This window comes from Streptococcus sp. CL5.50 (assembly GCF_049738015.1).
GTDB lineage: Bacteria > Bacillota > Bacilli > Lactobacillales > Streptococcaceae > Streptococcus > Streptococcus mitis_CA.
The window spans coordinates 120,539-132,497 of the sequence record NZ_JBKOTR010000001.1 but is presented as its reverse complement, the minus strand read 5'-3'; the positions used below and the strand labels follow the sequence as shown (position 1 = coordinate 132,497).

The 11,959-nt window shown below is 41.6% G+C and carries 21 protein-coding genes; all 21 read left to right on the top strand.

What is annotated here, in order from left to right:
- Nucleotides 1–94: 94 nt before the first annotated feature.
- The 21 genes from nrdD (at nt 95) to rplF (ending at nt 11,931) form a co-directional block, all read left to right on the top strand.
- Nucleotides 95–2,302: an anaerobic ribonucleoside-triphosphate reductase gene (gene nrdD, locus ACLNCV_RS00670; protein WP_237447103.1), complete on the top strand. Its 2,208-nt coding sequence runs from the start codon at nt 95–97 to the stop codon at nt 2,300–2,302.
- 11 nt (nt 2,303–2,313) lie between these two features.
- Complete coding sequence (locus ACLNCV_RS00665; RefSeq protein WP_000521618.1) at nt 2,314–2,454, top strand: hypothetical protein; 141 nt, start codon at nt 2,314–2,316, stop codon at nt 2,452–2,454.
- Nucleotides 2,455–2,497: 43 nt separating this feature from the next.
- Nucleotides 2,498–3,004: a GNAT family N-acetyltransferase gene (locus ACLNCV_RS00660; RefSeq protein ID WP_049546950.1), complete on the top strand. Its 507-nt coding sequence runs from the start codon at nt 2,498–2,500 to the stop codon at nt 3,002–3,004.
- Nucleotides 2,997–3,587 carry an anaerobic ribonucleoside-triphosphate reductase activating protein gene (nrdG, locus tag ACLNCV_RS00655; RefSeq protein ID WP_001064215.1) on the top strand — a complete coding sequence of 197 codons (591 nt, stop codon included), beginning with the start codon at nt 2,997–2,999 and terminating at the stop codon, nt 3,585–3,587. Before ACLNCV_RS00660 ends, nrdG begins: the two co-directional genes overlap by 8 nt.
- A 253-nt stretch (nt 3,588–3,840) precedes the next feature.
- Complete coding sequence (gene rpsJ / locus ACLNCV_RS00650; protein ID WP_001284513.1) at nt 3,841–4,149, top strand: 30S ribosomal protein S10; 309 nt, start codon at nt 3,841–3,843, stop codon at nt 4,147–4,149.
- A gap of 81 nt (nt 4,150–4,230) precedes the next feature.
- Nucleotides 4,231–4,857, top strand: a complete 627-nt coding sequence (rplC, locus tag ACLNCV_RS00645; RefSeq protein WP_000160197.1) for a 50S ribosomal protein L3 — start codon at nt 4,231–4,233, stop codon at nt 4,855–4,857.
- Nucleotides 4,858–4,881: 24 nt separating this feature from the next.
- Nucleotides 4,882–5,505: a 50S ribosomal protein L4 gene (gene rplD / locus ACLNCV_RS00640; protein ID WP_000024547.1), complete on the top strand. Its 624-nt coding sequence runs from the start codon at nt 4,882–4,884 to the stop codon at nt 5,503–5,505.
- Nucleotides 5,505–5,801: a 50S ribosomal protein L23 gene (locus ACLNCV_RS00635; protein WP_001055347.1), complete on the top strand. Its 297-nt coding sequence runs from the start codon at nt 5,505–5,507 to the stop codon at nt 5,799–5,801. The genes rplD and ACLNCV_RS00635 overlap by 1 nt, the downstream gene beginning before the upstream one ends.
- 17 nt (nt 5,802–5,818) lie before the next feature.
- Complete coding sequence (rplB, locus tag ACLNCV_RS00630) at nt 5,819–6,652, top strand: 50S ribosomal protein L2 (protein ID WP_000512911.1); 834 nt, start codon at nt 5,819–5,821, stop codon at nt 6,650–6,652.
- A gap of 103 nt (nt 6,653–6,755) precedes the next feature.
- Nucleotides 6,756–7,037 carry a 30S ribosomal protein S19 gene (gene rpsS, locus ACLNCV_RS00625; protein ID WP_000533766.1) on the top strand — a complete coding sequence of 94 codons (282 nt, stop codon included), beginning with the start codon at nt 6,756–6,758 and terminating at the stop codon, nt 7,035–7,037.
- Nucleotides 7,038–7,048: 11 nt separating this feature from the next.
- Entirely contained in the window at nt 7,049–7,393 is a 345-nt protein-coding gene (gene rplV / locus ACLNCV_RS00620) for a 50S ribosomal protein L22 (protein WP_000818137.1), read from the top strand.
- Nucleotides 7,394–7,405: 12 nt separating this feature from the next.
- Nucleotides 7,406–8,059 (top strand): 30S ribosomal protein S3, encoded by a 654-nt coding sequence (gene rpsC / locus ACLNCV_RS00615; RefSeq protein ID WP_000529936.1) that lies wholly within the window; start codon nt 7,406–7,408, stop codon nt 8,057–8,059.
- A gap of 3 nt (nt 8,060–8,062) precedes the next feature.
- Entirely contained in the window at nt 8,063–8,476 is a 414-nt protein-coding gene (gene rplP / locus ACLNCV_RS00610) for a 50S ribosomal protein L16 (protein ID WP_000960946.1), read from the top strand.
- A gap of 9 nt (nt 8,477–8,485) precedes the next feature.
- A complete protein-coding gene (gene rpmC, locus ACLNCV_RS00605; RefSeq protein WP_000772918.1) occupies nt 8,486–8,692 on the top strand; it encodes a 50S ribosomal protein L29 in 207 nt (68 codons plus the stop codon).
- Between the two features lie 24 nt (nt 8,693–8,716).
- On the top strand, nt 8,717–8,977 hold the full coding sequence (rpsQ, locus tag ACLNCV_RS00600) for a 30S ribosomal protein S17 (protein WP_000440801.1): 261 nt from the start codon (nt 8,717–8,719) through the stop codon (nt 8,975–8,977).
- Nucleotides 8,978–9,002: 25 nt separating this feature from the next.
- Nucleotides 9,003–9,371: a 50S ribosomal protein L14 gene (gene rplN, locus ACLNCV_RS00595; RefSeq protein WP_000616545.1), complete on the top strand. Its 369-nt coding sequence runs from the start codon at nt 9,003–9,005 to the stop codon at nt 9,369–9,371.
- A 78-nt stretch (nt 9,372–9,449) separates the two neighbouring features.
- On the top strand, nt 9,450–9,755 hold the full coding sequence (gene rplX, locus ACLNCV_RS00590) for a 50S ribosomal protein L24 (protein WP_000497691.1): 306 nt from the start codon (nt 9,450–9,452) through the stop codon (nt 9,753–9,755).
- A 23-nt stretch (nt 9,756–9,778) separates the two neighbouring features.
- Nucleotides 9,779–10,321 (top strand): 50S ribosomal protein L5, encoded by a 543-nt coding sequence (gene rplE, locus ACLNCV_RS00585; RefSeq protein ID WP_000013542.1) that lies wholly within the window; start codon nt 9,779–9,781, stop codon nt 10,319–10,321.
- 17 nt (nt 10,322–10,338) lie between these two features.
- Nucleotides 10,339–10,524: a type Z 30S ribosomal protein S14 gene (locus ACLNCV_RS00580; protein ID WP_001085697.1), complete on the top strand. Its 186-nt coding sequence runs from the start codon at nt 10,339–10,341 to the stop codon at nt 10,522–10,524.
- 284 nt (nt 10,525–10,808) lie between these two features.
- Nucleotides 10,809–11,207 carry a 30S ribosomal protein S8 gene (gene rpsH / locus ACLNCV_RS00575; RefSeq protein ID WP_424844772.1) on the top strand — a complete coding sequence of 133 codons (399 nt, stop codon included), beginning with the start codon at nt 10,809–10,811 and terminating at the stop codon, nt 11,205–11,207.
- Between the two features lie 187 nt (nt 11,208–11,394).
- Nucleotides 11,395–11,931, top strand: a complete 537-nt coding sequence (gene rplF, locus ACLNCV_RS00570; protein WP_000086626.1) for a 50S ribosomal protein L6 — start codon at nt 11,395–11,397, stop codon at nt 11,929–11,931.
- Nucleotides 11,932–11,959: the final 28 nt, after the last annotated feature.

The following is an 11,959-nucleotide window of genomic DNA, read 5'->3' as shown; positions in this document are numbered from 1 at the left end:
AAAAATTTTAGGATTTTTAACACAAGATATTGATTTTTCTTTTTAGAGTGGTATAATACTTTTTAGAAAGAACATTTTAGAAAAGAGCATGCATATGATTGCACTAGAAGAAAAAATTACAATTTTGCCAACTCTCTTCGTTGAAAAACGAGATGGGAGACGTGTTGTATTTGATGTGGACAAGATTGACAAGGCTCTCCACAAGGCGGCTGACAAGGTTATGGATGTGACACCCCTGGTCGAAAAACGCCTCGATGCTCTGACCGAGCGAATTGTCACAGAAATTCATAGTCGCTTTCCACAGGGGGTTAAGATTTACGAAATTCAAAATATCGTAGAACATGAACTCCTTGAAGCCAAAGAATATGCGCTAGCTGAGGAGTATATTACTTATCGGACACAAAGGGATTTTGAGCGTTCAAAAGCGACAGATATCAACTTTAGCATCCATAAACTTCTCAACAAAGACCAGGCCGTTGTCAATGAAAATGCTAATAAAGACAGCGATGTCTTTAATACCCAGCGTGATTTGACAGCAGGGATTGTTGGGAAATCAATCGGACTGCAAATGCTTCCTAAGCATGTAGCCAATGCCCATCAAAAAGGGGATATCCACTATCACGATTTGGACTACAGTCCTTATACACCTATGACCAACTGCTGTTTGATTGATTTCAAGGGGATGTTGGAGAATGGTTTTAAGATTGGAAATGCAGAGGTAGAAAGTCCCAAGTCTATCCAGACTGCGACAGCTCAGATTTCTCAAATTATCGCCAACGTTGCTTCTAGCCAGTACGGTGGCTGTTCAGCTGACCGTATCGATGAAGTTTTGGCGCCTTATGCAGAGAAGAATTACCAAAAACACCTCAAGGATGCGGAAGAATGGGTCTTACCTGACAAACGGGAAGATTACGCTTGGAAGAAAACCCAAAAAGATATCTATGATGCCATGCAATCTCTCGAGTATGAAATCAACACTCTCTTCACTTCAAATGGACAAACACCTTTCACTTCGCTAGGTTTTGGTCTAGGAACCAATCGTTTTGAGCGGGAAATTCAAAAAGCTATCTTAAACATTCGCATTAAGGGCCTTGGTTCAGAACACCGTACAGCCATCTTCCCTAAGCTCATTTTTACGCTAAAAAGAGGTCTTAACTTGGAAGAAGGGACTCCCAACTACGACATTAAGCAGTTGGCTCTTGAGTGTGCAACCAAGCGGATGTACCCAGACGTCTTGTCTTACGATAAGATTGTTGACTTGACAGGTTCCTTCAAGGTGCCTATGGGTTGCCGTTCGTTTCTTCAAGGTTGGAAGGATGAAAATGGTGTAGAAGTCAATTCAGGCCGTATGAATCTGGGTGTTGTGACAGTTAACCTACCTCGTATTGCTCTCGAGTCTGAAGGAGATATGAACAAGTTCTGGGAAATCTTCAACGAGCGTATGAATATCGCTGAAGATGCCCTGGTTTATCGTGTTGAACGGACCAAGGAAGCGACACCAGCTAATGCTCCTATCCTTTATCAATACGGTGCTTTTGGTCATCGTCTAGGTAAAGAAGAAAGTGTTGACCAGCTCTTTAAGAATCGTCGTGCGACAGTTTCGCTGGGCTATATCGGTTTGTATGAAGTAGCGACTGTTTTCTTTGGAAACAGCTGGGAAAGTAATCCAGATGCTAAGGAATTCACGCTAGATATCATTCGCGATATGAAACGCCGTGTAGAAGAGTGGTCTGACCAATATGGCTACCATTTCTCTATCTACTCAACACCATCTGAAAGTTTGACAGACCGTTTCTGCCGACTAGATACAGACAAGTTTGGTTCTATTCCTGATATTACAGACAAGGAATACTACACCAACTCTTTCCACTACGATGTTCGTAAAAATCCAACACCGTTTGAAAAATTGGACTTTGAGAAAGTCTATCCAGAAGCGGGTGCGTCAGGTGGTTTCATTCATTATTGTGAGTACCCAGTCCTTCAGCAAAATCCAAAGGCCCTGGAAGCTGTCTGGGACTATGCCTATGACCGTGTCGGCTATCTAGGAACCAATACTCCGATTGACCGTTGCTACAAGTGTGATTTTGAAGGGGATTTTGAACCAACTGAGAGAGGGTTTGCTTGTCCAAACTGTGGCAATAGTGACCCTAAAACAGTAGACGTTGTTAAACGGACTTGTGGTTATCTTGGCAATCCTCAAGCCAGACCTATGGTCAACGGCCGTCACAAGGAAATCGCTGCGCGTGTCAAACACATGAATGGCTCAACGATTAAAATAGCTGGCCATCAAGTAACCAATTAGAAAGAAATGAAATGGGAAAATATCAATTAGATGATAAAGGGCGCGCACAAGTGACCCGTTATCACGAGAAACACTCTAAAGGTGGAGCTGGTAAGAAAGAACGCTTGCTCAACCTCAGAGAACAATTTTTAAACAAGAATAAGAAAAAATAAAAGTGAGAGTCAACTCTCGCTTTTCTCTTAGTGGGAGGTAAGGATGGAATTACGCAGACCAAGTTTAGCAGATAAAGAAACAGTTTTAGAGATGATGGAAGAGTTTGAAAAATATCAGTCGCCTCACGACGGTGGTTTCTGGGATACAGAAAATTTTTCTTATGAGGAATGGTTGGAAAGTAATCAGAATCAGGAAATGGGGATTAATTTGACTGAAGGATGGGTTCCCGCAATTCAGTTAGTAGCTTTTTCTGTGAAAGGTAAAGCAATTGGATTTCTTAATCTCCGGTTGCGCCTCAGTAACTTTTTACTAGAAGAAGGTGGCCACATTGGCTACTCCATTCGTCCATCAGAAAGAGGCAAGGGTTATGCTAAGGAAACTCTCCGTCAGGGCTTGCAAGTTGCTAAGGAAAAGAATATCAAGAAAGCTCTGGTGACCTGTAGCGTGAATAATCCTGCTAGCAGAGCAGTCATTTTAGCAAATGGTGGGCTCCTTGAGGATGTTCGTGATGGTGTAGAGCGTTATTGGATAGAGGTAGCGAATGAATAATCCAAAACCACAAGAATGGAAAAGCGAGGAACTCAGTCAAGGGCGTATCATTGACTACAAGGCTTTTAACTTTGTGGATGGAGAAGGTGTGCGGAATTCCCTCTATGTATCAGGCTGCATGTTTCACTGTGAGGGGTGCTATAATGTAGCTACCTGGTCCTTCAATGCTGGCATTCCCTATACAGCAGAATTAGAAGAACAGATCATGGCAGACCTTGCCCAGCCCTATGTTCAAGGATTGACCTTGCTGGGAGGGGAACCTTTTCTCAATACTGGCATTCTTTTGCCACTCGTGAAGCGTATTCGGAAAGAATTGCCAGATAAGGATATCTGGTCCTGGACGGGCTATACATGGGAAGAAATGATGTTGGAAACTCCAGATAAACTGGAACTCTTATCATTGATTGACATTCTTGTCGACGGACGATACGATCGAACTAAGAGAAATCTCATGCTCCAGTTTCGAGGTTCGTCCAACCAACGAATTATCGATGTGCAAAAATCTTTCAAAAGTGGGCAAGTAGTGATTTGGGATAAACTCAATGACGGGAAAGAAAGCTATGAACAGGTGAAGAGAGAGTAACTTTCTTCTATAAAATACTTAAATAAATGACCTGTCAAAAAGGAAAACATTTTCATGTTAAAAATTTTAAAAAACAGCAACAAATCCCTTGCAATCGCAGGGGCTTTGTGTTATTCTATTATGGTGCTGTAAATTACAGCCTTAGCTTTGATGCAAGAGGTTGCGACACGCTCGGTTGCATTGCCACGCAACACCGCGTCGGTTTTCTTGTGGAGCTAGCCTATTATCTTAAATAGACGAAAAGGAGAAAAAGATGGCAAACAAAAAAATCCGTATCCGTTTGAAAGCTTACGAACACCGTACGCTTGACACAGCGGCTGCAAAAATCGTAGAATCAGCTACTCGTACAGGTGCACAAGTTGCGGGTCCAATCCCACTTCCAACTGAACGTAGCCTCTACACAATCATTCGTGCGACTCACAAATACAAAGACTCTCGCGAACAATTTGAAATGCGTACACACAAACGTTTGATCGATATCGTTAACCCAACTCAAAAAACAGTTGATGCTTTGATGAAATTGGATCTTCCAAGTGGTGTAAACGTAGAAATCAAACTTTAATCTAAAGCTTGATATCTTGAGCATAAAAAACGCTCGTTAAAAACTTTTTGAATAAAAATATAGAAAAGGAACTATTTTCTCATGACAAAAGGAATCTTAGGGAAAAAAGTGGGAATGACTCAAATCTTCACTGAAGCTGGCGAATTGATCCCTGTAACAGTTATTGAAGCAACTCCAAACGTTGTTCTTCAAGTTAAAACTGTTGAAACAGACGGATACAACGCTATCCAAGTTGGTTTCGATGACAAACGCGAAGTATTGAGCAACAAACCTGCTAAAGGACATGTAGCGAAAGCTAACACGGCTCCTAAGCGCTTCATTCGTGAATTCAAAAACGTTGAAGGCTTGGAAGTTGGTGCTGAAATCACAGTTGAAACATTCGCAGCTGGAGACGTTGTTGACGTAACTGGTACTTCTAAAGGTAAAGGTTTCCAAGGTGTTATCAAACGCCACGGACAATCACGTGGACCAATGGCTCACGGTTCTCGTTACCACCGTCGTCCAGGTTCTATGGGACCTGTTGCACCTAACCGCGTATTCAAAGGTAAAAACCTTGCAGGACGTATGGGTGGCGACCGCGTAACAATTCAAAACCTTGAAGTTGTACAAGTTGTTCCAGAAAAGAACGTTATCCTTATCAAAGGTAACGTACCAGGTGCTAAGAAATCTCTTATCACTATCAAGTCAGCAGTTAAAGCTGGTAAATAATAAGGAAAGGGGAATACAGTCAAAATGGCAAATGTAACATTATTCGACCAAACTGGTAAACAAGCGGGCGAAGTTGTTCTTAATGATGCAATCTTTGGTATCGAACCAAATGAATCTGTTGTGTTTGATGTGATCATCAGCCAACGTGCTAGCCTTCGTCAAGGAACTCACGCAGTTAAAAACCGCTCAGCTGTTTCAGGTGGCGGACGCAAACCATGGCGTCAAAAAGGAACTGGACGTGCTCGTCAAGGTTCTATCCGCTCTCCACAATGGCGTGGTGGTGGAATTGTCTTCGGACCAACTCCACGTAGCTATGCGTACAAACTTCCTCAAAAAGTTCGTCGCCTTGCGCTTAAATCTGTTTACTCAGAAAAAGTTGCTGAAAATAAATTTGTAGCCGTTGATTCTCTTGAATTTACAGCTCCAAAAACTGCTGAATTTGCAAAAGTTCTTGCAGCTTTGAGCATCGATTCTAAAGTCCTTGTTATTCTTGAAGAAGGAAACGAATTCGCAGCTCTCTCAGCTCGTAACCTTCCAAACGTGAAAGTTGCGACTGCTACAACTGCAAGTGTTCTTGACATCGCAAATAGTGACAAACTTCTTGTTACTCAAGCAGCTATCTCTAAAATCGAGGAGGTTCTTGCATAATGAATTTGTATGATGTTATCAAAAAACCTGTAATCACTGAAAGCTCAATGGCTCAACTTGAAGCAGGAAAATATGTATTTGAAGTTGACACTCGTGCACACAAACTTTTGATCAAGCAAGCTGTTGAAGCTGCTTTCGAAGGTGTTAAAGTTGCTAATGTTAACACAATCAACGTAAAACCAAAAGCTAAACGTGTTGGACGTTACACTGGTTTTACTAACAAAACTAAAAAAGCTATCATCACACTTACAGCTGATTCAAAAGCAATCGAGTTGTTTGCTGCTGAAGCTGAATAATCTAAGGAGGAAATATCGTGGGAATTCGTGTTTATAAACCAACAACAAACGGTCGCCGTAATATGACTTCTTTGGATTTCGCTGAAATCACAACAAGCACTCCTGAAAAATCATTGCTTGTTGCATTGAAGAGCAAGGCTGGTCGTAACAACAACGGTCGTATCACAGTTCGTCACCAAGGTGGTGGACACAAACGTTTCTACCGTTTGGTTGACTTCAAACGTAACAAAGACAACGTTGAAGCAGTTGTTAAAACAATCGAGTACGATCCAAACCGTTCTGCAAACATCGCTCTTGTACACTACACTGACGGTGTGAAAGCATACATCATCGCTCCAAAAGGTCTTGAAGTAGGTCAACGTATCGTTTCAGGTCCAGAAGCAGATATCAAAGTCGGAAATGCTCTTCCACTTGCTAACATCCCAGTTGGTACTTTGATCCACAACATCGAGTTGAAACCAGGTCGTGGTGGTGAATTGGTACGTGCTGCTGGTGCATCTGCTCAAGTATTGGGTTCTGAAGGTAAATACGTTCTTGTTCGTCTTCAATCAGGTGAAGTTCGTATGATTCTTGGAACTTGCCGTGCTACAGTTGGTGTTGTCGGAAACGAACAACATGGACTTGTAAACCTTGGTAAAGCAGGACGTAGCCGTTGGAAAGGTATCCGTCCAACAGTTCGTGGTTCTGTAATGAACCCTAACGATCACCCACACGGTGGTGGTGAAGGTAAAGCACCAGTTGGTCGTAAAGCACCATCTACTCCATGGGGCAAACCTGCTCTTGGTCTTAAAACTCGTAACAAGAAAGCGAAATCTGACAAACTTATCGTTCGTCGTCGCAACGAGAAATAATATTAAACTAGTCGCTTAAGCAACTAGTAAATCCGCCAGCTCGGTAGCGCTCCTTGTGAGCGCAAGCCGCTGTGGTACAACATTTAAAGGAGAAAATATAAAAATGGGACGCAGTCTTAAAAAAGGACCTTTCGTCGATGAGCATTTGATGAAAAAAGTTGAAGCTCAAGCTAACGACGAAAAGAAAAAAGTTATTAAAACTTGGTCACGTCGTTCAACGATCTTCCCAAGTTTCATTGGTTACACTATTGCAGTTTATGACGGACGTAAACACGTACCTGTTTACATCCAAGAAGACATGGTAGGTCACAAACTTGGTGAATTTGCACCAACTCGTACTTACAAAGGTCACGCTGCAGACGACAAGAAAACACGTAGAAAATAAGGAGAACATAAATGGCAGAAATTACTTCAGCTAAAGCAATGGCTCGTACAGTACGTGTTTCACCTCGTAAATCACGTCTTGTTCTTGATAACATCCGTGGTAAAAGCGTAGCCGATGCAATCGCAATCTTGACATTCACTCCAAACAAAGCTGCTGAAATCATCTTGAAAGTTTTGAACTCAGCTGTAGCTAACGCTGAAAACAACTTTGGTTTGGATAAAGCTAACTTGGTAGTATCTGAAGCATTCGCAAACGAAGGACCAACTATGAAACGTTTCCGTCCACGTGCGAAAGGTTCAGCTTCACCAATCAACAAACGTACAGCTCACATCACTGTAGCTGTTGCAGAAAAATAAGGAGGTAAAATCGTGGGTCAAAAAGTACATCCAATTGGTATGCGTGTCGGCATCATCCGTGATTGGGATGCCAAATGGTATGCTGAAAAAGAATACGCGGATTACCTTCATGAAGATCTTGCAATCCGTAAATTCGTTCAAAAAGAACTTGCTGACGCAGCAGTTTCAACTATCGAAATCGAACGCGCAGTAAACAAAGTTAACGTTTCACTTCACACTGCTAAACCAGGTATGGTAATCGGTAAAGGTGGTGCTAACGTTGATGCACTCCGTGCAAAACTTAACAAATTGACTGGAAAACAAGTACACATCAACATCATCGAAATCAAACAACCTGATTTGGATGCTCACCTTGTAGGTGAAGGTATTGCTCGTCAATTGGAGCAACGTGTTGCTTTCCGTCGTGCACAAAAACAAGCAATCCAACGTGCAATGCGTGCTGGAGCTAAAGGAATCAAAACTCAAGTATCAGGTCGTTTGAACGGTGCAGATATCGCCCGTGCTGAAGGATACTCTGAAGGAACTGTTCCACTTCACACACTTCGTGCAGATATCGATTACGCTTGGGAAGAAGCAGATACTACATACGGTAAACTTGGTGTTAAAGTTTGGATCTACCGTGGTGAAGTTCTTCCAGCTCGCAAAAACACTAAAGGAGGTAAATAACCAATGTTAGTACCTAAACGTGTTAAACACCGTCGTGAATTCCGTGGAAAAATGCGCGGTGAAGCAAAAGGTGGAAAAGAAGTAGCATTCGGTGAATACGGTCTTCAAGCTACAACTAGCCACTGGATCACTAACCGCCAAATCGAAGCTGCTCGTATCGCCATGACTCGTTACATGAAACGTGGTGGTAAAGTTTGGATTAAAATCTTCCCACACAAATCATACACTGCTAAAGCTATCGGTGTGCGTATGGGATCTGGTAAAGGGGCACCTGAAGGTTGGGTAGCACCAGTTAAACGTGGTAAAGTGATGTTCGAAATCGCTGGTGTATCTGAAGAGATCGCTCGCGAAGCACTTCGTCTTGCTAGCCACAAATTGCCAGTTAAATGTAAATTCGTAAAACGTGAAGCAGAATAAGGAGAAGGCATGAAACTTAATGAAGTAAAAGAATTTGTTAAAGAACTTCGTGGTCTTTCTCAAGAAGAACTCGCGAAGCGCGAAAACGAATTGAAAAAAGAATTGTTTGAACTTCGTTTCCAAGCTGCTACTGGTCAATTGGAACAAACAGCTCGCTTGAAAGAAGTTAAAAAACAAATCGCTCGTATCAAAACAGTTCAATCTGAAGCGAAATAATAGACTAGGGAAGGAGAAATTTCAATGGAACGCAATAATCGTAAAGTTCTTGTTGGACGTGTTGTATCTGACAAAATGGACAAGACAATCACAGTTGTAGTTGAAACAAAACGTAACCACCCAGTCTATGGTAAACGTATTAACTACTCTAAGAAATACAAAGCTCATGATGAAAACAATGTTGCCAAAGAAGGCGATATCGTACGTATCATGGAAACTCGCCCGCTTTCAGCTACAAAACGTTTCCGTCTTGTAGAAGTTGTTGAAGAAGCGGTCATCATCTAATCAAACCTGAAAGGAGAAAACTGAAATGATTCAAACAGAAACTCGTTTGAAAGTCGCAGACAACAGCGGTGCTCGCGAAATCTTGACTATCAAAGTTCTTGGTGGTTCAGGACGTAAATTTGCAAACATCGGTGATGTTATCGTGGCATCTGTAAAACAAGCTACTCCTGGTGGTGCGGTTAAAAAAGGTGACGTTGTTAAAGCAGTTATCGTTCGTACTAAATCAGGTGCTCGTCGTGCTGATGGTTCATACATCAAATTTGACGAAAATGCAGCAGTTATCATCCGTGAAGACAAAACTCCTCGCGGAACACGTATCTTTGGCCCAGTTGCACGTGAATTGCGTGAAGGTGGCTTCATGAAGATCGTGTCACTTGCTCCAGAAGTACTTTAATTTTTAGAAACAAACTAGTCCCCTGGATTTACCTCCAGGGTGCCCTTATGGGCGTAAGAAAAATCAAGGAGAAACCTAATGTTTGTAAAAAAAGGCGACAAAGTTCGCGTAATCGCTGGTAAAGATAAGGGAACAGAAGCTGTTGTCCTTACTGCCCTTCCAAAAGTAAACAAAGTTATCGTTGAAGGTGTTAACATCGTTAAGAAACACCAACGTCCAACTAACGAGCTTCCTCAAGGTGGTATCATCGAGAAAGAAGCAGCTATCCACGTATCAAACGTTCAAGTTTTGGACAAAAATGGTGTAGCTGGTCGTGTTGGTTACAAATTTGTAGACGGTAAAAAAGTTCGCTACAACAAAAAATCAGGCGAAGTGCTTGATTAATCACGAAGGAAAGGAGAAGTATAATGGCAAATCGTTTAAAAGAAAAATATCTTAATGAAGTAGTTCCTGCTTTGACAGAACAATTTAACTACTCATCAGTGATGGCTGTGCCTAAAGTAGATAAGATCGTTTTGAACATGGGTGTTGGTGAAGCTGTATCAAACGCTAAAAGCCTTGAAAAAGCTGCTGAAGAATTGGCACTTATCTCAGGTCAAAAACCACTTATCACTAAAGCTAAAAAATCAATCGCCGGCTTCCGTCTTCGTGAAGGTGTTGCGATCGGTGCAAAAGTTACCCTTCGTGGTGAACGTATGTACGAATTCTTGGATAAATTGGTTTCAGTTTCACTTCCACGTGTACGTGACTTCCACGGTGTTCCAACAAAATCATTTGACGGACGCGGAAACTACACACTTGGTGTGAAAGAACAATTGATCTTCCCAGAAATCAACTTCGATGACGTTGACAAAACTCGTGGTCTTGACATCGTTATCGTAACAACTGCTAACACTGACGAAGAGTCACGTGCATTGCTTACAGGCCTTGGAATGCCTTTTGCAAAATAATATAGGAGGTAAATCTAATGGCTAAAAAATCAATGATTGCTAAGAACAAACGTCCAGCGAAGTTCTCTACTCAAGCTTATACTCGTTGTGAAAAATGTGGTCGTCCACATTCAGTTTACCGCAAATTTAAACTTTGCCGTGTTTGCTTCCGTGAATTAGCTTACAAAGGACAAATCCCAGGCGTTACCAAAGCATCTTGGTAATTTAAGATATCAAGAGCGTCAAAACTCTAAGTGAAAATAGGAAACTTGACGAAGAAACTGAAGTTTCTAGGAAAGTTTATCTTTTTCACACAGAGTTTAGCCCGGGTTCAGTTGGGCTTGCCAATTTGAACACGAGCTACAGCTTTGGCAAAAAAGACCAATTTTCTTTGGAGCATCGCTCCTGCATCAAATTGCCTATTTTTGCTCTTGCTGTTACGCTCTTTGTATCATGTATTAACTAGCAAGTGCAACTTGCAAACTACTAGTAAGAGGAGAAAAACAAAATGGTTATGACTGACCCAATCGCAGACTTCCTAACTCGTATTCGTAATGCTAACCAAGCTAAACACGAAGTACTTGAAGTACCTGCATCAAACATCAAAAAAGGGATTGCTGCAATCCTTAAACGCGAAGGTTTTGTAAAAAACGTTGAAATCATCGAAGATGACAAACAAGGCATCATCCGTGTATTCCTTAAATACGGACCAAATGGTGAAAAAGTTATCACTAACTTGAAACGTGTTTCTAAACCAGGACTTCGTGTCTACAAAAAACGTGAAGACCTTCCAAAAGTTCTTAACGGACTTGGAATTGCTATCCTTTCAACTTCTGAAGGTTTGCTTACTGATAAAGAAGCACGCCAAAAGAATGTTGGTGGAGAAGTTATCGCTTACGTTTGGTAATATTTAGCTCCCAATTTCTTTGTGACTCTTCGTTATCGTCTCTTGCCTAACCCAAAGTTATGCCTGCGAGACGATGCCTAGATTCACTTTGAAATTGAAACCTAAATGTTCCTTTAGATCGAGGAATCGATTTAACCCCGTGAAAACTGGCCATTCTGGCCTGACAATTTAACAGGAGAAAATAAACATGTCACGTATTGGTAATAAAGTTATCGTGTTGCCTGCTGGTGTAGAAATCACTAACAATGACAACGTTGTAACTGTAAAAGGACCTAAAGGAGAACTTACTCGTGAGTTCTCAAAAGATATTGAAATCCGTGTGGAAGGTACTGAAGTAACTCTTCACCGTCCAAATGATTCAAAAGAAATGAAAACTATCCACGGAACTACTCGTGCCCTTTTGAACAACATGGTTGTTGGTGTATCAGAAGGATTCAAGAAAGAACTTGAAATGCGCGGGGTTGGTTACCGTGCACAACTTCAAGGATCTAAACTTGTTTTGGCTGTTGGTAAATCTCATCCAGACGAAGTTGAAGCTCCAGAAGGAATTACTTTTGAACTTCCAAACCCAACAACAATCGTTGTTAGCGGAATTTCAAAAGAAGTAGTTGGTCAAACAGCTGCTTACGTACGTAGCCTTCGTTCACCAGAACCATATAAAGGTAAAGGTATCCGTTACGTTGGTGAATTCGTTCGCCGTAAAGAAGGTAAAACAGGTAAATAATGTTGAGTGGTTGAGTCTCAACCACCAA